The organism is Streptomyces sp. NPDC002994, from assembly GCF_040611155.1.
Taxonomy (GTDB): domain Bacteria; phylum Actinomycetota; class Actinomycetes; order Streptomycetales; family Streptomycetaceae; genus Streptomyces.
The window spans coordinates 1-22,557 of sequence record NZ_JBEXNQ010000052.1; the positions used below are offsets into that span (position 1 = coordinate 1).

The following is a 22,557-nucleotide window of genomic DNA, read 5'->3' on the forward strand; positions in this document are numbered from 1 at the left end:
GGCACGTGCCGCATCCTGCCCCACCCGTCACCCCACACAACCCACATGCCCCAACCACACCTGCTACCTCCTCTGCACCGCCATCCCGCACTCCAGAAACCGGCCTTTATCCAGCCACTACAGATGAAAACGACCTCTAAGAGGTTGTCTCACGTGGCAAGTTCCGCGAGCTGCTTGTAGCAGCTCAGGGCGGTGGCCTTGGCCAGGCTTCGGCTTTGCCGGTCGCTGCGGTCCACGTACGGGATCTTGAGGCCACGAGTAGCCCATGGCAGGCTCATGCCGCATGATCGATGAATTCGCGAAGGACAACCTGCACGGGAGACTGCGGCGGGACCGCAAGGCGCTGCTCTGGAAACTCGACGGCCTGTCCGAATACGACGCCCGCCGACCTTTGACGGCGACCGGGAGCAACCTCCTCGGCCTGGTCAAACACGTGGCCAGCGTCGAGGCCAGGTACTTCGGTGAAGTCTTCGACCGGCCGTCCCCGGAACCGCTGCCCCGATGGCAGGACCACGACGGCAGCGATCTGTGGGCGACTGAGGACGAGGCGCGCGATCAGATCATCGAGTCCTGCCGGCGCACGTGGGAGCACTCAGACGCGACGATCGACGAGCTTGCCCTTGATGCCCCCGGCCACGTGCCGTGGTGGCCGGAGCCTTATCCCAACACGAACCTGTTCGCCATCCTGGTCCACGTCCTCGGCGAGACCAACCGGCATGCCGGGGACGCCGACATCCTGCGCGAAGGCGTCGACGGCCGAACCGGGATGCGCCCCGGACACGAGATGCAGATCGATGAAGAAGCCCGCGCCGCCTACTGCGCGAAGATCGAGCAGGCCGCCAGATCGGCCGCATCAGGCAAGGGTTAGAGGGTGTCCCACGTGACTTGATGTTCGAGCGGCATGATGCCGGCCGTGAGTGCTGATCTGTCGAAGCGTCTGGTTCCTGATGAGCTCTGGGAGCTGGTCGCCCCGTTACTGCCGTCGTTCGCGGCTCGACCGCAAGGTGGCGGGACCGCTCCGCGTGACGAGCGGGCCGTGTTCACCGCAGTGGTGTACGTGCTGACCAGCGGCTGTGCTTGGCGGCATCTGCCGCCGACGTTCGGCACGTCCTCCGCCACCGCGCATCGCCGCTTCACTGTATGGACCGGGGTCGGCCTGTGGCGTCGGCTGCATCGGGCGGTGTTGGACGAACTCGGGGCCCGGGGTGAGGTGGACTGGACCTCGGCGATCGTCGACGCGGCCTCCGTGCGCGCGAAAAGGGGGGATCGCTGACGGGGCCGAACCCGGTCGATCGCGGCAAGAAGGGCAGCAAACTGCACGTGCTGTCCGATGCCCAGGGCGTCCCGCTCGCCGTCGCCGTGTCAGGTGCGAACATGCACGACAGTCTCGCCCTCAAGCCGCTCATCCTCGGCATCCCCGCCGTCCGGTCCCGTCGGGGACCACGGAGGCGCCGGCCCGTCAAACTCCGCGCGGACAAAGCATACTTCTCCGCCGAACACCTCAGCTGGCTGCGCGAGCGCGGTCTCGTCGCGCGCATCGCGCGGCCAGGCATCGACTCCGGCGAACGCCTTGGTCGGCACCGCTGGAAGATCGAGCGGTCGATCGCTTGGCTCTTCGGCTACCGCCGCCTGACCGTCCGATACGAACGCAAGGGCTCGCACTTCCTCGCCTTCCTCGGCCTGGCCGCTGCCCTAACCTGCTACAAGAAGCTCGCGAAACTTGCCACGTGAGACGCCCTCTAAGCGTCCGGTCGTCACCTTTGCTGGGGAGGCGGTCGCGCAGCTGAAGGACACGGTCTTCGACGCCACCGCGGGACAGATCACAGGCTTCGCACTCAGTGGGCGGGGCCTTTGGGCTGGCCCCCTGAAGCAGAGCCTGCCCATGTCGGGCGTGCACGCTCTGGGGCGCGACGCTGTCGTCATCCCCAGCGAGGACATCGACCACACGGTGGGTTTCTTGGCAGGTCAAGACGGTGGAGTAGGTCTGCCCCCGGCGGATCGCGAAGTCGTCCATACCCAGCACGCGCGGCGTACTGAACAGCGGATCTGGCAGTGCCATGACCCTGCGCAGTAAGGTCATCCGCCCCGCCCTGATGCAAAGTTGACCCGCCAGGCGGGCACCGGCCCGTCCGGCGAGCGCGAGCCCGACACGTCCCAGAACGTGGTTGAGCCGCGTGGTGAAGCGCGCGTGCGGAGTGGTCAGCCGAGCGAACGGCTCCGGGAAGGTACGACGCGGGCAGTCGCCCGCACCGCAGATGAAGCGCCGGACCGTCAGCCGGATCACGACGCTCTGCCCACCGAGCAGGAGATCCTTCAGCCTGCGCTGGTAGGAGTCGTGCACCTGGCCCGAGAAACGACCGCAGTCAGGACACGCCGCCCCGGCGGCCCTGCCTCGCGCCACCACGTCGACCGTGCCGAAGGCGGCGGTCACCGCCTCGACGTCCACGTCGTCGATCCCGCCGAACACGAGAGAGTCCCAGAACGACGCGTCGGCCTGCATGACCAGTACCGTCACCGACCCCAGCGGACCACGGCAGAGACCGTCACAGACCTGACGGAGCGTCACCCCCGCCTGTCATGCGGCAGGGGGGCGTGGGCCTTGACCTCCCGCGCCGTCCTCAGCGCCTCCTCGAAGTTGGGCCGTACGCGGACCCGGGTGCTGATCTTCTCGCTGAAGATCTTGTCCCGGGGGATGCCGTGCTTGGTGAGCGCGTCCAGCTGGGAGTCGAGTTCCTGCCCGAGCGTAGAGCAGCGGGCGTACCCGATGCGGATGTCCGCGCTCGGCAGGTCCGGGTCGATCGGCGCTGGCGGCGGGGTGCCCGGCCGCCACGGACGGCCCGGCCCGCGGTCGGCCGGGGTGGGCATCCGCAGCGCCTTTTTCAGCCGCGGCACCATGGTGAAGCGGCGGGTGTGGTAGGCGGAGGCGACCGCGCCGCCGCGCGAGCGGCACGGCGAGCGGGGCTGTGCGTCACACTTCGGACAGGCGTGCTGTTCGACGTCGTCCGCGTCCGACTGTTCGGCCAGGGAGGGCTGCTGAGGGGCCGTCATGGACCCGGATTTTCGCATAATGCAAGTCTCAGAAGGGTTCCGTCCCACTTTTGATGAGAACAGGTTCTGCGAACCCATTGGGGAGGACCGTTTGTGAGAGACACCTAGCATCGCCGCCGCTACCGATAAGGCCTGTCCGGTGGATCTTGCCAACTCGTCTCTGCGACTTTGGTGCGTCACCCAGGGACTGCCCGCTTACTCGTGGTCACGGAGGAAGGCCGGGATGTCGACTCGAGTCGGGTAGTCGGGCAGCGGTGCGGGCTTGTCTTGGAGGAATGCGGTGATGACGGCTGCTGCTCGTCGGTCGTTGTCACCCAGGCCGTTCCACATGTGGTGGCCGACGCCGGGCATGTACTGGATGCGCTGGATGGCGGGGTCGTTCGCGAGGATGGTTGTCGCCCACTGCCGGACCTGGGAGGAACACTCGGCGATCATCAGCATCGCGGGTGTCCGGGAGCGTCTCAGCTGAGGGGCGATGGAGGGAGAGTCTTTGATCGTTTGCTGGATGCGGAGGCTGGCGGCGGCGCTGAAGGAGAAGTTGCGTGCCGTGTCCTCGACCGGGATGCGGTGCGCGTCTTGCGCGCAGTAGGCGGACGCGGTGTCGCTGCCGAGATCGGCGGCGGTGAAGGCGTTGTCGCCCTCCGCCTGTCCTACCAGCCCGTTGTCCGGGCTGAGCAGTCCGAGCCGCATGAGGCCGAACCCGACCGCGTACCGCGGGGCGTGTGTGGAGCGTGGTCCAGTTATGGCCGGTGCGATGCCGCGGGCCGACGGTCGGCCCTTCTGCCCCGCGATCCTGGCGGTGGGACCATCCATCGGGCCTGGCTCGGCGATGACCGCGCGGCGCAGGTGGGCGGCGGTGGCCGGGTCGGCCAGGGCGCGGGTGAGCACGGCCGCGCCTGAGGAGAATCCCAGCACGTCGGCGCGGCCCTTGCCCAGCTTGCCGACGAAGGCGCCGAGGTCATGGACGGAACGGGTGATCGAGTACTGGTCCATGGGCAGCAGGTCGCTGCGTCCACCGCCGGCCTGCTCGTAGGCGTACACGTCGAAGCCCTGCCCCGCGAGCCGCTGCAGGAAGTGGTGGTCGAGCACCGAGATGCCGCGCACCGGCCCGCCGTTGAGGTAGACGAGCGGAACGCGATGCCGGGGGCTGCTGCCGGTGGGCGGGTAGTGGTAGACGGCGACCCGGCTGCCGGTGGACAGGCTCCAGTGCTCGGTGGTCACGAACGCCAGGGCGGGCGGGTAGCGGCGCGTTGTGGGAACGGTCGGGACGCACACCGACAGTGTCAGGGCCGCTGCGACGAGCACCGGCAGGAACGGCACCAGCCGTCCCCGCCAGGAGCGGCGGCGGCCCCCCCACAGCGCCGCGATAGCCGCGACCCCGACAGTCGCGGACCATGCGGCGAACCCCGATCCCGCGCCGTCGGTGGCGACGATCAGCGCGATGAAGAGGGCTACGAGTCCCACCACCGCGGCGGTGGCCGCCAGCAGGCGGCCGACAAGGCGCAAGGGACGTATGACGGACGGTGGCATGGTGATCTCCTCAGGATTTTAAAACGCCGTTTTGAAACGATGTTATCAGCTCGGCTAAACTGCTCCCCATGGGAAGGCCGAGAACGAACGACGTCGCCGTCAGAGAACGGCTCGTGGCATGCGCGACCGAGATGTTCGCCACCCGTCCCCAGGAGTCGGTCACAGTCCGCGCGCTGGCCGCCGCCGCCGGAACGTCGACGGCGGCGGTGTACACGTTGTTCCAGGGCAAGGACGGACTGATCCGCGAGGTGCGCGACCAGGCGGTCGCCGGCCTGTTCCAGGACCTGACCGCTGTTCCTGGCTCGGAGGGCGCTCTGGAGGATCTGTACGCGTTGGCCGTGGCGTATCGCCATTGGGGACGCGAACACCGCTACCTGTACACGGTGTTGTTCGGCGGCGCGCAGTCCTTCGTCCCGTCGACCCGGGTCGGCGACCGCGACCCGGTGCGGCCGCTTGTCGCGGCGATCGACCGTGCCGTGGTGGACCATATCCTCGCGGGCGACACCACACTGATCGCCGTCTCGTTGTGGGTCGCCCTGCACGGGCTCGTCACCCTCGAACTGGCCGGCGGCCTTGAAGGCACCGCAGCCGAGACCGCGTTCCGGTCAACGATTGATGCCGTACTACGCGGCTGGGCAACCCCCGCCGCCTTCCCTGGCCTTCGACGCACAGACCCGGCGCCGTGAAGCGGTTACTCCGCAGACACACGAACACGACCGACAGAGGGTCGAGTCGATACGTAGGCGCCCCGGCCGGCAAACAGCCGCTCACGGCTATCGCCACCAGCCTCGTCAACCACCGCCGACGCGCCAAGTGAAACGACGTCGACAGGACTGATCCTGGGCCCGGTGTCGGAGGCGCAGTGAAGGAGTAGCGGCCGAGGAAGTTCATGTGGTCGTACTGGAGCGGGGGGAGAGCCGGGCGGCCGGGCGTGGGGACTTCAGGCCGAACCCGGCCAGCCACCCGCCGAGTGGGCAGTGGGCGTTCCGGGCGCGGTACGAGGGCCGGGAACCCTGGCCGCCGCTGCTGCGGCCACTTCGAGGTGGGAGTTCATGTCCAGCTCGAATCGGCCGTAGGGGTTCACATGGGTCCAGAACAGCGGGGACAGGTCCCGCCTGTCGGCGTCGGTGAGCCTCTTCTGCCACTTCTCCTCTCTCAGGATGTCCTGGAGGAGCGGGGTGTTGACGTGCACCAACGCCGACTGGAGCAGGTGCAGCGCCAGCATGGAGACCTCCTGGGACTCCTTGTCGGAGCCGGTTAGGTCGCCGTCCCTGCCTTAGAACAGGTCGTGGTTGGCGCTGTTCCAGTTCTCCACGACCTGGAGCCCATCGTTGATCTCGCGCCGCAGCTCCGCGTCGGCGAGATAGTCGCAGATGAACGCCGCACGCACCGCGCGGCCCAGTTCCTCGATCGCCCGGTACGTCGGATGCTTCGGGCCGCCGCGTGTGAAGCACCGCAGGACCTGCTCGGCCTCGGCGGTGCCCAGGCGTAAGGCGGTGGTGTACTTCACGACCTGGTCGTACTGCTGGCGGATCAGGTCCCAGTCGATCGTCTTGGTCGACAGCACCGGGGCCAGGTTCGGCCATGTCTCGTCCTGACCGGCCGCCGGCCGGTACAGGCGCGCCGAGCCGACATTCTTCAGCCTGGGCAGCAGGTTGAAGCCGAGCATGTGGGCGAAGGCGAAGCCGACGATGGAGGCGCCGTGCGTGTGGGTGTACTGCCGGTCGATCTCCACGTCCGTGCAGTGCCGCAGCACGCCCTCGATCATCGCGGCGACCTCGGAGGCCGAGCAGGACTTGAGCTGGCTGTAGACGCACAGCGACTTCTTCTCGACGTGCCAGTAGATCATCACCCCCGGCCCGCGGTACCGCTGATGCCACTCGGTCATGAAGTTCGAGGACCAGGAGCCGAACTTCTTCGAGTCGTTCGCGCAGGCGGTGCCCTCGCCCCACCACGCCGCATCACGGGCGGCGAAGGCGGCGTTGACCAGCCGCACCAGCGCCGCGCGCAGGTTGGTCCGGTTGACGAACAGGTGCCGCACCCGGCGCAGGACAGCCTCGCTCTCGCCGTGCTTGCCGGTGACCGCGACCCGCTTGATGCCCATGTTCGTCCCCAGCGCGAACAGCACCAGCAGCAGCCGGCGCCGCAGCACCGCCTTCGGGACCGCCTCTCTCGTGGCGACCGAGGTGAACTCGTCGGTGAAGCCGGTGGCGAACTCGGCCTCCTTGAGGATGTCGATCAGATCGATGGTGCCCCAGCGGCGTTCGATCTCCGCCAGGGCGACGAGGTTCTCCGGCTCCTCCTGCTTGCCCAGCGGCGAGACCTTGATCCACGGCTCGCCATGCTTCCTGACGATGTCCACCCCGCCCGTGATGCCCAGCTCCAGCGCCGTGTCGAAGCGGGTCAGCGCCTCCCGCAGCCTCTTCTGAAGGGCCCCGACGAACTTCTCCGGGTCCTGCGGCTGGCGGATCGCGTCGTAGTGCACATCGCGGTTGTCCTCGAAGTCCGGCGGCAGATCGTCCTCCGGGTTCCGCCACCGGTTCGCACCCGGCACCCAGATCTCCCGCCGCCGCAGCGCGTCCCGCAGGCTGACCAGCACGCACAGCTCGTATGGGATGCGCTCGACCCGGCCCCGCTCGTCCACGACCGCCTTGCGCCACTTCTCGCGCACCACCCCGCCCAGCGGGATCTTCTCCGCCTCGTCGAAGAACGCCCCCTCCTTGGCGATGGGCTAGTCCGGATACCGCTTGAGCAAGTCGATCGCGTCCATCACCGGCCGGTAGGTGGTGTTGTCGCACTTCAGCGCCAGCGCGTTCAGCAGCGGCGAGAGCATCCGCCGCCAGTGGTTGGAGTACGACGAGCGCAGCACCGTCCGCACCCGGGCCCGGTAGCGGGCCTCATTCGCCGCGGCCTCCGCCGCCAGCGCCTTCAGCGTGGACTCCCCGGCCACCGGATAGATCACCTTGCGGACCGTGCCGCCCGGCTCCGCGACCGCCGCCTCCGCCAGCCGCAACAAGATGCCCTCCTTGCTGCGAACCCGCTTGAACTCCTTGTTGAACTCGCCCTCGACCTTCTTCTCCGCCCGCGTGTTGATCTTCTGCACGAGCTGGATGAACAGCTCCACCAACGAGTCACTGATCTCCGTCTCCCGCACGTGGCACAGCGTCGACAGCAGCGTGTACCGCACCGGCCCGGCCGCCGCCCGCAGGTCCGAGGGGTACTCCTTCGCCGCCCGGGCCCGCCAGCCGCCACCAACTTCTCCGACACGTCCGCGAACAGCTCCGGCGGCAGCTGAAGCCCGCGCACCCGCTGGAGCTTGTTCACCTCTACCAGCAGGCTGTCCAGCCCCAACGCCCGGGGTCCGCCTTCAGTTCGGTGAGGAACGTGCCCCCGCCGCCGGCGCTTTCAGCGTCCGTGCCGACGTCCTCGGCGATCAGGTCGTCCAGCCGGGACCGGGTCGCCGCCGACAGCCGGCCCACGGTGGCCGCACAGAGCCGCTCCTCGAAGGTGCTGACCGCCTTGCCCACCAGCCGGGCGATCTGTCCCGGGGCCGGCGGCTCCAGCCGGTCCTTGCGGCAACGGGCTACCACCGCCTCCGCGAGCCGGTCCCGGTTGAGTTCCACACCGCACAGCTCCACCGCCAGCCACTCGGCGAGCTGGGCCTGGCCCTCCTCGGTGCACTCACGGAAGCCGAACGCGCCCCGGATCTCCATCCGGTGCCGCTTGATCGCCCGCCCCCGCGCAGTCGTATGCGACCCACTCCTCCGCGGGCACCCTCACCTGCTGAGCGACGTACGACACCGCCGGCACCGGGATCTCCCCGGCATCTTCCGGGAACCGGACCTCCACCTCGAAGAACTTCAGCAATAGCGCGAACCCCAACCGGTTCGCCCCCGACTTGTTCCGCAGCCGCTCCTGATCCTCCTCCAGTAGCGCATGGCGCAAGGAACAGCTCGTCGGTGAGGCGGCCCGGCGCCAGACGGTCATCAATGCGGGTCGTACCGTGCGCGCGGTCCGACGGCGCACGGGCACCGACTGGGCGATCCGTATCGACGGGGAGTCGTATACGGCGCAGCGGATCACGGTCCTCCTGCTGCGGAAGCTCAAGCGGGACGCCGAGGCGTCCGTGGGAGAAGAGCTCACCGATGCGGTAATCGCCGTCCCGGCGCCCTTCGGCGAGGCGCAGCGGGAGGAGACCCGGGAGGCGGGCCGGCTTGCCGGGTTCAACGTCCTGCGCGTGGTCAGCGAGTCGTCCCTCGCGGGCCTGGGCCACGCCGTGGGCAACGGCGGGCGCGACCAGACGGTGCTGGTGGTCCGGTGCGGAGCCGGGTCCTTCGACGCGTCCCTGCTGGAGATCGACGGGGCGAACGGAGTCACCGGTGCCGTGGTCAAGGCCGTCTGCGGCGACGACAACCTGGGCGGGGACGACTGGGACCGAGCCGTGGCCGACGAGTTGGCGGCACGGTTCAACAGCCTGCACGGCATCGACCTCACCCGCGACGAAACGGCGGCGGCGCGGCTGCGTGAGGCTGTCGGGCAGGCGAGGATCGACCTCTCCTCGGCCTCGGAGAGCACGGCCGAGCTGGCGTACGCCGGCGTTACGGCCGAAGGTCGGGTGCACCTGCACGATCGTCTGACCCGGGACTGGTTACGGCAGTTGACCCGCGGCCCGCTGAAGCAGTGCGAGATGCTGCTCCGCGGGCTGCTCAAGGACTCTGGCCCGGCCCTCGGCGACATCGACCAGGTCGTCCTCGTCGGTGGCGCGACGCGGACGCCCGCCTTCGTGGGCCTGCTGCGTGAGCTGACCGGAGGCAGGGAACCGGCCCGCAGCGCGGACGCCGACGGACTCGCCGCAGCCGGTGCGGTGCTCCAGGCGGGCCTGCTCAAGGGGGTCAGGAGGGACATCCTCCTGGTCGACGCCGTCGCCCTGGACCTCGGCGTCGAGACGCAGGGGGGGGCATGACGCCGGTGGCCCGGCGGTCGAGCCCGCTCGGGATGCCATGCTCCGAGATGTTCACGCCGACCGGGAAGATACCCGCCGACGGCCGGCCCCCGGTCATCCGGCTCTGGCAGGGCATGAGTCCCGTGGCCCATCTGGTAGGTGACGGCTCCTCGCAATCGAACATCGGGGTAACGCTCTGCGACAACTCCCCAAGATCTGTGCCAGAACCGAGAAGTGACGGCAGTGCCGTGTCGCCGAGGCGGACAGGTCGATCAGTATGGTGACGGGACGCTGTAGCAGTTCACGTGAGCCCCAGCTGCTCGCGATCCGAACGAAGGTGCGATGATTCGTCCGTGGTGACAGATGCCGAGTGGGCTCGGATTCGGAGGGGCCTGCGCTTCGGGCAGGTCTTCGAGGGCACTGTGGTGAAGGTTCCTCGGCCCGGTGCGATCGGGATCTTCGTGGACATCGGCCTGAGCGTCGGAGGCTTTGTCGACGTCCTGTTGCTGCCGGACGAGAGCGAGGACTGGCCGGCGGAAGGCACGGTTTCCGCTTTCGAGATCTGGTGGGCTGACAGCCGCCAACAGATCCGGCTGAAGCCGTCCGATTCTCGGTATCTGCGGAGCGACTTCACAGCTTTCGTCGAACGCTGGCGTCCCAGTTGGTCATCCGACGTAGGCCAGCCCGTGCGTGACCCAGGGCCTGTGACCCTCGAAGAGTTGCGGACCGCGCTTCGTTCCGATGGGCCGTCGGCCAGCTCCCCTTGAGGCTGGAGAGGTGGCCGACGGTCCTGGCGGGAGCTAGTACTCCAGCAGGATTTTGCAGTCTGACCTGCGGGTTTCGCTGGGCGGCTGGAGTGTAGCGGGCTGTGGAGTGGTCAGGGGCGGTTTCACGGTGGGCGCCCCTCGATCGTGCGACAACGCCGCAGGTAATGACAGCGGGTGGGAAAACTTCCCCACGTGATCACCGAGCATGTTGCCGAGCAGTGGGACCTTGAACTGGACGACCTCTTCGTGACCATCGGTCATCGCTTCGGCCGTGTGGAACTTCGCCGCCGCATGCGTGACTACGTGCGCGGGCTGATCGCCCCGGTGGCCCGGAAGAACAGCTGGCAGCTGGCCGAGCAGGCAGGCCACGCCACCCCCGACGGTCTGCAGCATCTGCTCGCCAGCGCGAAGTGGGAGCCCGACGACATCCGCGATGAACTGCAGGAATACGTCGCCCACAAGCTTGGCGAGGACGACGGAGTCCTCATCATCGACGACACCGGGTTCATCAAAAAGGGCACGACCTCCGCCGGGGTCCAGCGCCAATACTCCGGGACCGCCGGTCGCACCGAGAACTGCCAGATCGGCGTCTTCGCCGCCTATGCCACTGTTCGCGGCCGGGCCTTGGTCGACCGCGAGCTGTATCTCCCCAAGTCCTGGGCCGAGGACCGCGAACGCTGCCGCGCGGCCAAGGTCCCCAACGAGCGGGAGTTCGCCAACAAGGGCGAACTGGCCCGGCGCATAGTGCTGCGTGCCCTCGGCTCGCCGCTGCCCATCACCTGGGTCACCGCGGATTCCGCCTACGGACAGGAGAGCCGCTTCCGCCGACTGCTGGAGCAATCGGGCGTCGGCTACGTGCTGGCCGTGCCCAAGTCCCAGTTCACCGTGGGTTGTCCCCGCATCGAGGGCCTGTTCGCAAAGGCCCCGGCCGAGGCGTGAGAGAAGATCTCATGCGGCGACGGCGCGAAGGGACCGCGCGTCTACCACTGGGCGGCGGTGCGACTGCCGGCTGTCGCCGAGTTCGACTACCAGGGCGAGGTCCCTCACCGGATGCGGTGGGCGCTGGCCCGTCGCAGCATCCGCAAGCCCGACGAGATCGCCTACTACCTCGCCTACGCCCCTTTGGAGACCGCCTCTCAGAGTTCATCTCGTTTGGGGCTGCCGCTTCCTGTCGGCGGCCACTGACAACAGTGCACATCCGGCGTCCGCGCGCCTCGACGTACGATGCCGAGATGCACAGAGAAAGCCCCCGGGGCGCTCAGGCCCTCCTGATCAACGGCACCGTCGGTGTGGGCAAAACCACCGTTGCCGAGGCGGTGGGCGACCTTCTCGCCGAGGCCGGGATCCCTCATGCCGTGCTCGACCTTGACTGGCTGAGGCAGTCGTGGCCCGCTCCTCCCGGTGACCGTTTCAACTTCAACATGCTGCTGCGGAACCTGCGGAGCATCGCCAGCAACTACCTCGATGCAGGAGCGACGCGCCTCGTACTCGCCGGCGTGATCGAGCAACAGGATGAGCGGAAGCAGCTGGCCGATGCCATAGGTGTTGATCTCACGGTGTGCTGGCTGAGGGCCGAACTGCCAGTCATCCACCAGCGTCTGGCCCACCGCCACGACAGCGAGCCCGAAGCACTGCAATGGCACCTGGACCGGTCCGCTGAACTGGACGGAATCCTCAGCCGGGTCGCAGTCGACGACTTCACCATCGATACCACCACAGGCTCCGTCTCTGACGTCGCCGTATCCGTGATCAGGGCAGCCGACTGGCAGTGACCACCGGGCTGCTGGAAGGTTCCGCCAGGAGAACCCCCGGTTATGAGGGCGTACGCGCTCAGCGATTCCTCTTCCGCGAATTCCGCGATCGCCCACACCCTGATCAGGTCGCCAATCTGCGGTAGCAGATCAGGGAGGCGGCGATGCCGGTGAAGGCAAGGAAGTGGTCGGTCTTGCGCTCGTAGCGTCGGTGCAGGTCGCGGCAACCGGCCAGCCACGCCACCGTCCGTTCCACGGTCCAACGGTGACGGCCCGGCCGCTGAGAGGACTCGACGCCTCGATGCGAGGGACGATGTTCCGGGTGCGGAGCCATCGGCGCAGGTGGTCGTAGTAACCCCTGACACTCCAGATGCCCAGGAGTGTCAATTCTCAGTTTGCACGGATCTTGGGCAGCGGTCGCGGAGGGTCACTGAAGCGGGATCATCTTGCGGGGCAGTTCGAATCCGGCGCGCCCGTAGAGCTGCCTTTTGATCTTCTTGATGCGGTTCACCGCGCCTTCGGTGCCGCCGGAGCTCCAGTGCAGGGTAAGCCCGGCGATCACGGCGTCGAGGTCGCGGAGCAGGTGGAGTGCGAAGCCGGTGAGGTCGGGTAGTTGGCTGGTGTCGACGGCGTCGATCCATTCGGGGAGGGTGGTGCCGAGGCGGTTTGTGAGTATCTCGCCGAAGTCACGGACATGCCCCGCTGCGGCGTCCAGTTCGGGGCAGCGGGCCAGGACGTCCTTGAGCGCGGCGCGCTCTTCCTCGCTCAGCGCCGCGGGATGGCGGGTGAGCCAGCCGGTCACCTGCCGCACCGTCGGCGGCGGAGGCGGCGCGTGCGGCGGAACGGCGCGCAGGGTGGCGATGTAGGCGCGGACCATCTGGTAGGTAACGGGGGCGTTCTCGTCGAGCAGTTCGCGGTGCAGGCGGGTGACGCTCGTGCATCCGGTGGCGAACCGCCGTTCCAGGTAAGGCTTGTAGGGGTCCAGCCGGCTGGACCGGGGCCGGTTCGCGCGGAGGGTTTCCTGCCAGTGCGCGGCGCGGGCGTATCGCAGCACCGTGTTGAGGCCCCAGCTCTGGTGGCGGGCGATCGCAGTGCCCCTGTGCGAGCATTTCATGGACCAGGGCGTGGGCGGCCTTTTTGCGCTGGGCCCGTCGGCCGGCGAGATCCGGGCCGGGAAGTCCCGTGTTGTCTGGCGGCGTGTCAGTGCTCGACCAGATGGCTGGACAAAGACCTTCACCGACCCCCGCCTATGCGCGGCCATCGTCGACCGCCTCACCTTCGGCAGCAACATCATCGAGACCGGCACCGACTCCTACCGCCTCGCCACCACCCGAGCCCGCGCCGAGCAACAGCCGATCAGCTGAACTGCGACGGACCAACCCTCACCGAACGCTTCCATGGCCGCCGAAGGCTCGCACAATCCACTGACCCATCCTGGCCGCGAAGTCCGCTGCTGATTCGATGTCCGAGGCACGGAGAGCACCCGCATCGTCGAGGCCGTCGAAGAAGTCCGCGTCGGCCCAGCCACCACGAAAGGGAACTACCGACAGCTCAGCCTCCGCCGAACCGGAGATGACCAAGCCGAGCGAATCGGGATCATTCACCCGAGCCCGGTCGGTCTCCAAACGCTGAGGCCACTCAGCCTCCCAATCCCTCCAGGTCATCTCTCCAACCGCAAGGCCGGCTGACCTCCAGTGCGCGACGCGCTCCGCCAGCACGACAGCTGCCTCGTCGAGATCAACAACTCTGTCCATGAGGGGATCATCCCTCATGGACAAACCCTGGTAGCCCCAGGGCATCCGACCATCAGATCGCGCGACACGAGCACCCATCGTTCCTACTTCTCAGCATCACTTCCAGGGCTACACCCACGCGGTCGTTCCCCAAATCCGCCAACAACCGTTCCCGCTTTTGACCTATGCAGCCAACCTGGCAGTTCTCAGTGCGTCCGGCTGTGCCCGAGTACTGCCGCTGAACCCCGGCCGAGGTGTCGCCCTTCTTGAGGAATCCTGTCTCGTCGATGACCAGGACGCCGTCGTCTTCGCCGAGCGCTCAGCGACGTATGTCTGGACATCGTCGCGGACCTCGTCCGCGTCCCACCGGGCCGGGTTGAGGAGGTTCTGGAGTCCATGAGGAGTGCTGTGACCTGCATGCTCGGCGAGTTGCCAGCTGTCTCTTCCGCCCGACCGGACCGAGCAGGGCCCGAACGTAGTCCCGCATTCGCCGCCGCAGATCAGCCCGGCCGAACCGGTGACCGACCCGCAGCAGCACCTCCTCAAGCTTCCTGGCCCAGACATCGGGTCGCACATCATCTTGCATGATCAGAACAACAGCGATCGGGAGCCGCCGGTCACGAACTCCCGCCACATGACAGCACGTCAGCTCACTACACTCAAAAACAGGCACCTGACCAGCAGGAATAGCGAACTGCAACTGGAGTATTAGTACTCCAGCTGTAGTTTGCGATCTTGTTGGTGGGATGCCGGGTCACGGTCGGGCTGATTCCCGTCGCGAGCAGTCCGGTCCGACGCGCTTGCCGTATCAGCTGGACTGGTCGGGGGAGGGGTAGCCGACGTTGTCCGTGTAGTAGCGGCACTCCTGCTCGCACAGGTCCTCGAGCTCAAGGTTCTCTTCCTCGCTGAGTTGCTCATCCAGCGCGACATTGATGAATCGCCGGGCGCGGGACAGTCGCCGCGCGACATCCCAGTCGAGGATGAATTTGCCGACGGTGTACTCGTCGGCGGTTCCGGATCCCATGCGGGATAGGAGTCGGTCGAGGGAAACGACGAACTCGTTCAGGTCCTGCCAGACGGTGACGACCTCGTTGAGGGGTATGCGGATCTCTTGGGAGGACATGTCCATCGGCCGATTCAACTCCAGAGCTGGTGCGCCAGTCCAGCTCGCGGTCTTGCTGGTCGGGGCTGATCCGGGAATGGATGCGGCCACCGGTGATCATCGGTGTGTGAAGACAGAAGATCAGACAGTGGTCGCAGGCCCAGCATAGATCTCGGCCGCTGGCCGGAGGCGTTCGAGGTCCTGATGGGCCGTATCGCGGCACGGTTCGGCCAAGTAGAACCACGTCGCCGGGCGCGGGCGTTCGTGCTCGGGTTGCTCTCGGAGCTGCCGCGCAAGAACTGCTGGACGCTGGCCGAGTATGCCGGGACGCGAATCCGTACGGCCTGCAGCACCTGCTGTCGAGGGCCAAGTGGGATGCCGACGCCGTACGCGACGACATCCGTGGCTTTGTCGTCGAGCACCTGCGCGACGCCGCGGCGGTGCTGGTCGTCGACGGGCGAGCGCCGCGCTGGACAGGAGCGCGAGCAGCGCGATCGGGAAGAGAGCAAGCGGCGGCCGAAGGCCGCTGCTTGGGCGTGTCCGACCTGTGGGCCTGAGGTCTGCCCCAGTGGTGACGGCTGGGAAGCCGTACCCCCTGGCGACTGTGACGTGTGCACCTACGCCGAGGAGGGTGAGCGCCAGGAGGCCGAGGAACGGGCGGCTGAAGAGTCGCAGGCGAAGGCGGATGCGGATGCGTGGGGTATGGAGAACGGCATCTTCGGCTTCCTGCGACTTGAAGCACTGGAGCTCTTCCGGTCCTGCACACCGCCATCGTTCGGCGCGGGTGGGCGGAGGGAGCCCTGGGGCCAGGCGCGGTTACCAGGCACCCTGCGGGGGTGCGCGCATGCCGTGGGGTGGATTCATACGCGTGCCGTCCGGCACAACAGTGTCGGCGGACCTTGGGGCACGGTTCGGATTTTTTTCTTCGGGTTGTTGAGGGCCGTGTCGTGGGCGCAGGAGTGATGGGTGGTGCGGATACCCGCTGACACCGGCCGCCTCGGCTGCCTCGCCCGAAGGCGAGGCAGCCGAGGAACGTTACTGCTCCTGGTGCGTGACTGCCGTCGGTACCGCCGTCCAACACCATCTGCGCCGGCTGGCTGTCACCTGACCCGCACCAATGGTCGGCTTGAGGGAATGCCGGACCGTTAGCCGGCACGCCGGGGGGCGACAGTCAGGACGCGGTCTGGGTGCGGTCAGCGGGGCGCCGGGGCGGAGACTGCTGGTTGCGGTGGCGTGGGTTGGCCTGGCGGGGCGGTCGGGTGAGGGTGATCTGCCGGACGAGCTGCTGGAAACAGGCAAGAGCGGCCAGCGAGGGCAGTGCGGCGGCCGCCGCGTCCACCGGTGTGCGGGGTGCCTGTGCTACGCACAGGAGCATGGAGATGGTTGATCCCCTTCGAGCGCGTCGTCTCCGACGACCGTAAAATCGACAACCTCGCAGACATCCTGGTCGCCGAAGAAGGCCCCGGCATCCTCAACTGGCTCATCGAGGGCGCCCGCCGCTACCTCGCCGGCGACAAGGACCTCACCGGCCCGCAACGCGTACGCATCGCCACCACTGCGTACGCCGAAACCGAAGACCACATCGGCCGCTTCCTTGAGGAATGCTGCGCCCTCAACCCCGAGCACCGGGCCGAACAGGCTCGCCTCTACGCCGCATACAAAGCCTGGTGCCAGAATGAAGGGGCACCCAGCATCTCGTCCCGCGCCTTCGCCGCCCGGGTGCGGGAAGCGGTCGGACTGGCCTCGCCCAAGGAAATGATCCTGTCCAACCAGCGCAAGTACTACCCCGGCATCGGACTGCTCGCCGACGAGGAGACAGCATGAGTTCCCTCATCACCAGGACGAGATCAGCCACGAGAAGGAATTCGTATGGCTCGGGGACACCGACCGCCTCGACTACGTTCGCCAGAGCCTGGACCGGCTACCGACCCGCCGCGGCAAACCGGCCTACCACCGCGACGGACGGATGGTCGGATACGCAACCCTCGGTCCCACAGCCAAAGCTTCCCGCAGCTCAGGAACCTTCCGCCGCCGCGTGTTCTGGCTGCTGCCGCACGACCGCGACAGTGACCCCGACGGCGTGTACTCCACCGGTGCCCCTGCCGAAGCGATCGACCCCCGCACCCTCGCCCCCACCAGCAAGGGACGCAAGACCGAGCGCTCGGAGGGCGGACCGCCCTCATCCGCTATGCAGGAGCTCGGAATAACGCTGCCCCTGTAAGGCGCCACGGACGGCTGAAGTACTGCACGACATACCGGGCGCAGCCGGATTTGCTGCTCGAACATGCCTGTCTCAGCCTCCGGCACCCGCACCCGGCCCTGCAGGAGCGTGTGCCGCAGCGCGTAGTACGCCGACTCGTGCTCCCCGAACACCGCGCCGATCAGGGCCCTGGTGCCGGCCTCTAGGAGGGTCATCAGCTCCAGCATCGGATAGCCACTGCGGCTCTGGGGCCCGAAGCGCTCCACATTCCGGGGGCTCTCGGGGATCCTGATGGAGCTGCAGCCGTCGAAGGAGACCGTGCGGAACGGCCCGAACCTCACGCCGGGTGTCCTTGGCTGGGCAAGCGGCCCGGCCAGCACCTCGAACAGCTGCCGCTCGGCCCGGCGCCGACTCGACGGCGCAGGTCCACGCAATGCCTTCGCGGTCGGCGATGCCACCCGCAGGCCGGTCAGTTCCGAGGTCAGCTTCTGCCATCACCAGCCGGTAACCCACCTCCGGGAACAGGCACCTTGTCAGCACGAAGTACACCCCGACCCGCGAGGGCAGGCCCCCCGCAATCGGCGCTGCACGCACCGTTTCTCTTCAAGCACGCGTCGACGAGCTCGAACGGCAGGACCTGGGTCGCCCAGGTGGCCGGGGGCGAACCGGCCTTCGGCCACCGTGAACTCGAGGGAGAAGGTCGTCAGACCCGGTGGCAGGGCACAATGACGTACAGGCAGCGGAGCTCCGCAACAGCAGACGGTCTTGGCGGACGACCTGCTCCAACGGGGCTGCCCACGTTCCGCACCGGCGCCGAAACTCCCGCCAACTCGCTTGCCACCAGCAGGAATACGTTAACTACTCGGCCTTGGGGCAGCGGCCATTTCGCGTTCGTGCCGTCCCGCACGGACTTGTCAGCGCAGCAAGTATCAGTGGCTGCCCGTCCTGGCTCCGCGTCTTCCGCCTCCGGTGGACCGAGCGCCGACAGACTTTTCGGCGGACCTCCCGTTTCAGGGGTCTGAACCTTCGCTTGGGTCCCCCGGAGACTCCTGCACCGTGCCTGATGATTCTGACCCAGATCTGTAACTGTCCGTATTGAAGGGGGGGTGCGCAACCGACCAGGCTTGTGACTCCGAGTGGAGTCAGGAGAGTTGATCGTGCGCAGGGCAGGCAGGTGGGGCTGCGCGCTGACGTCCCGAACCCACCGCTCCGCCCCGCTCGTCCCCGCTGTCCAAGCCGCCAGGAGTCGACATGTCCCGCCGTCTGTTCACCTCGGAGTCCGTTACCGAGGGTCACCCCGACAAGATCGCTGACCAGATCAGCGACACGATCCTCGACGCGCTCCTCACCGAGGACCCGACCTCACGCGTGGCCGTGGAGACCCTCATCACGACCGGTCTCGTGCACATAGCCGGCGAGGTGACGACGAAGGCGTACGTGCCCATCGCGCAGCTCGTCCGCGACAAGATCCTGGAGATCGGCTACGACTCATCGGCCAAGGGATTCGACGGCGCTTCCTGTGGCGTCTCGGTGTCCATCGGCGCCCAGTCCCCGGACATTGCGCAGGGTGTCGACACAGCCTACGAGAGGCGGGTCGAGGGTGCCGCCACAGGTGAGGAAGGCGACGAGCTCGACCAGCAGGGCGCAGGTGACCAGGGCCTGATGTTCGGCTACGCCTGCGACGAGACCCCGGAGCTGATACCGCTGCCGATTCACCTGGCACACCGGCTCTCGCGCCGGCTGGCCGAGGTCCGCAAGAACGGCACGCTCCCGTACCTGCGCCCGGACGGCAAGACGCAGGTCACCATCGAGTACGACGGCGACAACGCGGTGCGCCTGGACACGGTGGTCGTCTCCTCGCAGCACGCGGCGGACATCGACCTGGACGCGCTGCTGACTCCCGACATTCAGGAGCACGTGGTCGAGTACGTGCTGGCCCAGCTGGCCGAGGGCGGCATCAAGCTGGAGACGCAGGGCTACCGGCTGCTGGTCAACCCGACGGGCCGCTTCGAGATCGGAGGCCCGATGGGCGACGCCGGCCTGACCGGCCGCAAGATCATCATTGATACTTACGGCGGCATGGCCCGTCACGGTGGCGGCGCCTTCTCGGGCAAGGACCCGTCCAAGGTTGACCGTTCCGCCGCGTACGCCATGCGCTGGGTCGCCAAGAACGTCGTCGCCGCCGGCCTGGCGTCGCGCTGCGAGGTGCAGGTCGCGTACGCGATCGGCAAGGCCGAGCCGGTCGGCCTCTTCGTGGAGACCCTCGGTACGGAGAAGGTCGACACCGGCCGGATCGAGCGGGCCATCAGCGAGGTCTTCGACCTGCGCCCGGCCGCGATCATCCGCGACCTGGACTTGCTGCGCCCGATCTACGCGCAGACCGCCGCCTACGGCCACTTCGGCCGCGAGCTGCCCGACTTCACCTGGGAGCGCACCGACCGCGCCGAGGCGCTCAAGGCCGCCGTCGGCCGCTGACAGCTCTCGCCCCGGGGCTCCTTCCGCCGCCCCGCCCACAGCGAGAGCCCCCACCTGCCCTCAGGAGAGAACGTGCGTATCGCGGTGACAGGATCCATCGCCACGGATCACCTCATGGCCTTTCCGGGCCGGTTCGTCGAGCAGCTGCTCCCCGACCAGTTGGATCACATCTCGCTGTCCTTCCTGGTCGACTCCCTGGAGGTGAGGCGTGGCGGCGTGGCGGCCAACATCGCCTACGGGCTCGGCGTGTTGGGGCTGGGCCCCGTTCTCGTCGGCGCCGTGGGCCCTGACTTCGGCGATTTCGACGTCTGGCTCAAGGAACACGGTGTCGACACGAGCGGGGTGCACGTCTCCGCCGGGCATCAGACCGCCCGCTTCATGTGCATGACCGACCAGGACGCCAACCAGATCGCCTCCTTCTACGCGGGCGCGATGGCGGAGGCCGCCGAGATAGACCTGCGCGGGGTCATCGCCCGGGGCGGCCCCCTGGACCTGGTCCTCGTCTCGCCCAACGACCCGGCCGCGATGCTCCACCACACCGAGGAGTGCCGCGAGCTCGGCGTCCCCTTCGCCGCCGACCCCTCCCAGCAGCTGGCCCGCCTCTCTCGGGACGAGGTGCGGGGCCTCGTCGAGGGGGCCCGCTGGCTCTTCACGAACGAGTACGAGTCCGCCCTGCTGCGCGAGCGTGCCGAGTGGAGCGTCGAGGACGTCCTCGCCCGCGTCGGTACCTGGGTCACCACCCTCGGATCGAAGGGCGTGCGCATCGAACGACAAGGCGCTGCGGTCCTCACCGTGGAAGCCGTACCCGACGTGCCCGCCGAGGATCCGACGGGCGTCGGTGACGCCTTCCGCTCCGGCTTCCTGGCCGCCGTCAGCTGGGGGCTGCCGCTGGAGACCGCTGCCCAGCTCGGCTGTGCGATGGCAGCACTGGTGCTACGGGCCGTGGGCTCACAGGCGTACGAGGTCGAGCATGCCGGGCTCCTCGCCACGGTCCGGGCGGTGTACGGGCCAGGGGCGGAGCAGAGCCTGGACGGCGTGCTGCGGTCCGTGGGAGGCGCGGCGTGAACCGGGTCGAAGCGCTGCGCCAGGCACTGGCCACGCGTGTGGTGGTGGCCGACGGGACGATGGGGACGATGCTCCGGGCTCAGGACCCGACGATGGAGGGCTACCTCCAGCCGGCTCGGATCGGCGTCCACCTGTCGCAGGAGTCCCAGCCCCGCGCCCCGAGCAATCCACCGACGCCGTCGTCATCCACCACCCCGAAGCGACGTACTTCAACGCGCGCTGATCCCTCCGGACGCCGAAAGGAACCGAACCATGGCCGCAGTACTCACCGAGCGCGCGGCGCTCGCGCACCTCAAGCCCGAGCCCGCGCGTCCCGGCGTACGAGAACTGCTGGCCAGCGGCCGGCGCTCGTACTCGTTCGAGTTCTTCCCGCCGAAGACGGAGGCGGGGGAGCGTATGCTCTGGGATGCGATCCGGCGGATCGAGGCCCTCGCGCCGTCCTTCGTCTCGGTCACGTACGGTGCGGGCGGCTCTTCCCGGGACCGGACGGTGGAGGTCACCAAGCGGATCGCCGCCGAGACCACGTTGCGCCCGGTGGCCCATCTGACGGCGGTCGGGCACTCGGTCGCCGAGCTGCGGCACATCCTCGGCCAGTACGCAGACGCCGGGATCCGGGACGTACTCGCCCTGCGCGGCGATCCGCCCGGCGACCCGAAGGGGGAGTGGAACCCGCACCCCGAGGGTCTGACCCACGCTCATGAACTTGTTACCCTCATACGCCAGCTGGGCAGCTTCACCGTGGGCGTGGCCGCCTTCCCCGAGCGCCACCCGCGGTCACCGGGCTGGACCGAGGACATCCGGCACTTCGCGGCCAAGTGCCGGGCGGGCGCCGACTACGCCATCACCCAGATGTTCTTCCACGTGGACGACTACCTGCGGCTGCGCGACCGGCTGGCCGCCGTCGGGTGCCTCACCCCGATCATCCCCGAGATCATGCCCGCCACGGACGTACGCCAGATCCGCCGGTTCGCCGAACTCAGCGACGCGTGCTTCCCCGCGCACCTCGCCCGGCGCCTGGACGTGGTGCGGGACGACCCGGCCTCCGGGCATGCCGTCGGGGTGGAGTACGCGACCGCCATGGCCGAGCGGCTGCTCGCCGAGGGGGCGCCTGGCCTGCACTACATCACCCTCAACCGCTCCACGGCGACGCGGGAGATCCACCAGAACCTGAACGTCAACCAATCCTGACCTGGACGCCCACACACCGGAGTAGTTCATGCCCAGCCAGTCCACAGCCGAGTTCACCGACTTCAAGGTCGCCGACCTCTCCCTCGCCACGTTCGGCCGCAAGGAGATCATTCTCGCCGAGCACGAGATGCCCGGTTTGATGTCGATCCGCCGGGAGTACGCCGCCGCCCAGCCGCTGGCCGGGGCGCGCATCACCGGCTCCCTGCACATGACCGTGCAGACCGCCGTGCTCATCGAGACCCTCGTCGCCCTCGGCGCGGAGGTCCGCTGGGTGTCGTGCAATATCTACTCGACGCAGGACCACGCGGCTGCCGCGATCGCGGCAGCCGGTGTTCCGGTGTTCGCCTGGAAGGGCGAGACGCTCGAGGAGTACTGGTGGTGCACGGAGCAGGCGCTGACGTGGCCGGGCCAGGTGGGCCCCAACATGATCCTCGACGACGGTGGTGACGCCACCCTCCTCGTCCACAAGGGTGTCGAGTACCAGAAGGCCGGCGCCGTTGCGGACCCGGTCACCGCGGACAATGAGGAGATGGCCCTGGTCCTGGATCTGCTGCGGAAGACCACCCTCGACTGGACGGCGCTGGCGGCGGAGATCCGCGGCGTCACCGAGGAGACCACCACGGGTGTCCACCGCCTCTACGAGATGCACCGCGACGGCACTCTCCTCTTCCCGGCGATCAACGTGAACGACGCCGTCACGAAGTCGAAGTTCGACAACAAGTACGGCTGCCGCCACTCCCTCATCGACGGCATCAA

General features: G+C 68.1%; 22 protein-coding genes and 10 pseudogenes. 18 read left to right on the top strand and 14 right to left on the bottom strand.

The annotated features are described in order from the left end of the window. Window positions 1–149: 149 nt before the first annotated feature. Window positions 150–278 (bottom strand): hypothetical protein, encoded by a 129-nt coding sequence (locus tag ABZX79_RS36840; RefSeq protein ID WP_355268119.1) that lies wholly within the window; start codon window positions 276–278, stop codon window positions 150–152. Window positions 279–283: 5 nt separating this feature from the next. Here ABZX79_RS36840 and ABZX79_RS36845 point away from each other — a divergent pair, with 5 nt between their 5' ends. The 3 genes and pseudogenes from ABZX79_RS36845 to ABZX79_RS36855 form a co-directional block, all read left to right on the top strand. Next, entirely contained in the window at window positions 284–868 is a 585-nt protein-coding gene (locus ABZX79_RS36845) for a DinB family protein (protein ID WP_355268121.1), read from the top strand. Window positions 869–913: 45 nt separating this feature from the next. Beyond that, a protein-coding gene (locus tag ABZX79_RS36850; protein WP_355268181.1) for an IS5 family transposase occupies window positions 914–1,731 on the top strand; the annotation gives its coding sequence in 2 pieces (ribosomal slippage) (window positions 914–1,261 and window positions 1,264–1,731; 816 coding nt in all). Then, window positions 1,721–1,924, top strand: a pseudogene (locus tag ABZX79_RS36855) (PRC-barrel domain-containing protein); the annotation flags it as partial. The gene ABZX79_RS36850 and the pseudogene ABZX79_RS36855, both read left to right, overlap by 11 nt. A gap of 339 nt (window positions 1,925–2,263) precedes the next feature. On the opposite strand, the pseudogene ABZX79_RS36860 reads toward ABZX79_RS36855, so the two are convergent. From ABZX79_RS36860 to ABZX79_RS36870, 3 genes and pseudogenes are all read right to left on the bottom strand, one after another. Further along, a pseudogene (locus tag ABZX79_RS36860) lies at window positions 2,264–2,500 on the bottom strand (transposase family protein); the annotation flags it as partial. Window positions 2,501–2,562: 62 nt separating this feature from the next. After that, on the bottom strand, window positions 2,563–3,048 hold the full coding sequence (locus ABZX79_RS36865) for a recombinase family protein (RefSeq protein WP_355268124.1): 486 nt from the start codon (window positions 3,046–3,048) through the stop codon (window positions 2,563–2,565). Between the two features lie 195 nt (window positions 3,049–3,243). Further along, on the bottom strand, window positions 3,244–4,578 hold the full coding sequence (locus ABZX79_RS36870; RefSeq protein WP_355268127.1) for an alpha/beta fold hydrolase: 1,335 nt from the start codon (window positions 4,576–4,578) through the stop codon (window positions 3,244–3,246). A gap of 68 nt (window positions 4,579–4,646) precedes the next feature. Between ABZX79_RS36870 and ABZX79_RS36875 the strand changes: the two genes are divergently transcribed. Next, window positions 4,647–5,264, top strand: a complete 618-nt coding sequence (locus ABZX79_RS36875; protein WP_355268130.1) for a TetR-like C-terminal domain-containing protein — start codon at window positions 4,647–4,649, stop codon at window positions 5,262–5,264. A 254-nt stretch (window positions 5,265–5,518) separates the two neighbouring features. Here ABZX79_RS36875 and ABZX79_RS36880 read toward each other — a convergent pair. From ABZX79_RS36880 to ABZX79_RS36895, 4 genes and pseudogenes are all read right to left on the bottom strand, one after another. After that, window positions 5,519–7,252: pseudogene (locus tag ABZX79_RS36880) on the bottom strand (Tn3 family transposase). Between the two features lie 57 nt (window positions 7,253–7,309). Beyond that, window positions 7,310–7,732: a hypothetical protein gene (locus ABZX79_RS36885; RefSeq protein ID WP_355268133.1), complete on the bottom strand. Its 423-nt coding sequence runs from the start codon at window positions 7,730–7,732 to the stop codon at window positions 7,310–7,312. Between the two features lie 172 nt (window positions 7,733–7,904). Further along, window positions 7,905–8,291 (bottom strand): DUF4158 domain-containing protein, encoded by a 387-nt coding sequence (locus ABZX79_RS36890; protein WP_355268136.1) that lies wholly within the window; start codon window positions 8,289–8,291, stop codon window positions 7,905–7,907. Next, a complete protein-coding gene (locus ABZX79_RS36895; RefSeq protein WP_355268139.1) occupies window positions 8,260–8,565 on the bottom strand; it encodes a DUF4158 domain-containing protein in 306 nt (101 codons plus the stop codon). The genes ABZX79_RS36890 and ABZX79_RS36895 overlap by 32 nt, the downstream gene beginning before the upstream one ends. Before the next feature lie 16 nt (window positions 8,566–8,581). Here ABZX79_RS36895 and ABZX79_RS36900 point away from each other — a divergent pair, with 16 nt between their 5' ends. The 5 genes from ABZX79_RS36900 to ABZX79_RS36920 all read left to right on the top strand — a co-directional run bounded on the left by ABZX79_RS36900 (window position 8,582) and on the right by ABZX79_RS36920 (window position 12,059). Continuing rightward, a complete protein-coding gene (locus ABZX79_RS36900; protein WP_355268142.1) occupies window positions 8,582–9,541 on the top strand; it encodes an Hsp70 family protein in 960 nt (319 codons plus the stop codon). Between the two features lie 332 nt (window positions 9,542–9,873). Beyond that, window positions 9,874–10,287: a hypothetical protein gene (locus ABZX79_RS36905; protein WP_355268145.1), complete on the top strand. Its 414-nt coding sequence runs from the start codon at window positions 9,874–9,876 to the stop codon at window positions 10,285–10,287. Between the two features lie 192 nt (window positions 10,288–10,479). Continuing rightward, on the top strand, window positions 10,480–11,226 hold the full coding sequence (locus ABZX79_RS36910) for an IS701 family transposase (RefSeq protein WP_355268148.1): 747 nt from the start codon (window positions 10,480–10,482) through the stop codon (window positions 11,224–11,226). A 57-nt stretch (window positions 11,227–11,283) separates the two neighbouring features. Continuing rightward, window positions 11,284–11,472 carry a hypothetical protein gene (locus ABZX79_RS36915; protein WP_355268151.1) on the top strand — a complete coding sequence of 63 codons (189 nt, stop codon included), beginning with the start codon at window positions 11,284–11,286 and terminating at the stop codon, window positions 11,470–11,472. A 47-nt stretch (window positions 11,473–11,519) separates the two neighbouring features. After that, window positions 11,520–12,059 carry an AAA family ATPase gene (locus ABZX79_RS36920; RefSeq protein ID WP_355268154.1) on the top strand — a complete coding sequence of 180 codons (540 nt, stop codon included), beginning with the start codon at window positions 11,520–11,522 and terminating at the stop codon, window positions 12,057–12,059. 103 nt (window positions 12,060–12,162) lie between these two features. On the opposite strand, the pseudogene ABZX79_RS36925 reads toward ABZX79_RS36920, so the two are convergent. Both ABZX79_RS36925 and ABZX79_RS36930 read right to left on the bottom strand, forming a co-directional pair. After that, window positions 12,163–12,398: pseudogene (locus ABZX79_RS36925) on the bottom strand (IS5/IS1182 family transposase); the annotation flags it as partial. Between the two features lie 67 nt (window positions 12,399–12,465). Continuing rightward, entirely contained in the window at window positions 12,466–13,152 is a 687-nt protein-coding gene (locus tag ABZX79_RS36930) for a transposase (protein WP_355268157.1), read from the bottom strand. A gap of 103 nt (window positions 13,153–13,255) precedes the next feature. Between ABZX79_RS36930 and ABZX79_RS36935 the strand changes: the two are divergent. After that, window positions 13,256–13,402 (top strand): annotated as a pseudogene (locus ABZX79_RS36935) (ATP-binding protein); the annotation flags it as partial. Window positions 13,403–13,420: 18 nt separating this feature from the next. Here ABZX79_RS36935 and ABZX79_RS36940 read toward each other — a convergent pair. The 3 genes and pseudogenes from ABZX79_RS36940 to ABZX79_RS36950 all read right to left on the bottom strand — a co-directional run bounded on the left by ABZX79_RS36940 (window position 13,421) and on the right by ABZX79_RS36950 (window position 14,900). After that, entirely contained in the window at window positions 13,421–13,810 is a 390-nt protein-coding gene (locus ABZX79_RS36940) for a hypothetical protein (RefSeq protein WP_355268160.1), read from the bottom strand. Window positions 13,811–13,961: 151 nt separating this feature from the next. After that, window positions 13,962–14,357 (bottom strand): annotated as a pseudogene (locus ABZX79_RS36945) (transposase); the annotation flags it as partial. Window positions 14,358–14,579: 222 nt separating this feature from the next. Further along, window positions 14,580–14,900 (bottom strand): hypothetical protein, encoded by a 321-nt coding sequence (locus tag ABZX79_RS36950; protein WP_355268163.1) that lies wholly within the window; start codon window positions 14,898–14,900, stop codon window positions 14,580–14,582. A 177-nt stretch (window positions 14,901–15,077) separates the two neighbouring features. On the opposite strand from ABZX79_RS36950, the pseudogene ABZX79_RS36955 reads away from it, so the two are divergent. Beyond that, a pseudogene (locus ABZX79_RS36955) lies at window positions 15,078–15,328 on the top strand (transposase); the annotation flags it as partial. A 716-nt stretch (window positions 15,329–16,044) separates the two neighbouring features. Here ABZX79_RS36955 and ABZX79_RS36960 read toward each other — a convergent pair. Further along, entirely contained in the window at window positions 16,045–16,248 is a 204-nt protein-coding gene (locus tag ABZX79_RS36960) for a hypothetical protein (protein ID WP_355268166.1), read from the bottom strand. An 8-nt stretch (window positions 16,249–16,256) separates the two neighbouring features. Here ABZX79_RS36960 and ABZX79_RS36965 point away from each other — a divergent pair. The 7 genes and pseudogenes from ABZX79_RS36965 to ABZX79_RS36995 form a co-directional block, all read left to right on the top strand. Beyond that, window positions 16,257–16,697: pseudogene (locus tag ABZX79_RS36965) on the top strand (primase-like DNA-binding domain-containing protein); the annotation flags it as partial. Continuing rightward, a pseudogene (locus tag ABZX79_RS36970) lies at window positions 16,694–17,094 on the top strand (DUF6009 family protein). The pseudogenes ABZX79_RS36965 and ABZX79_RS36970, both read left to right, overlap by 4 nt. A gap of 1,230 nt (window positions 17,095–18,324) precedes the next feature. Then, complete coding sequence (gene metK, locus ABZX79_RS36975) at window positions 18,325–19,548, top strand: methionine adenosyltransferase (protein WP_355268169.1); 1,224 nt, start codon at window positions 18,325–18,327, stop codon at window positions 19,546–19,548. Window positions 19,549–19,620: 72 nt separating this feature from the next. After that, on the top strand, window positions 19,621–20,613 hold the full coding sequence (locus ABZX79_RS36980; protein WP_355268172.1) for a carbohydrate kinase family protein: 993 nt from the start codon (window positions 19,621–19,623) through the stop codon (window positions 20,611–20,613). Further along, window positions 20,610–20,836 (top strand): annotated as a pseudogene (locus ABZX79_RS36985) (hypothetical protein). Before ABZX79_RS36980 ends, ABZX79_RS36985 begins: the two are co-directional and overlap by 4 nt. Window positions 20,837–20,865: 29 nt before the next feature. Then, window positions 20,866–21,801 carry a methylenetetrahydrofolate reductase [NAD(P)H] gene (gene metF, locus ABZX79_RS36990; protein WP_355268175.1) on the top strand — a complete coding sequence of 312 codons (936 nt, stop codon included), beginning with the start codon at window positions 20,866–20,868 and terminating at the stop codon, window positions 21,799–21,801. Between the two features lie 28 nt (window positions 21,802–21,829). Beyond that, window positions 21,830–22,557, top strand: a 728-nt coding sequence (locus ABZX79_RS36995) for an adenosylhomocysteinase (RefSeq protein ID WP_355268178.1), incomplete at its 3' end; no start/stop codon positions are given.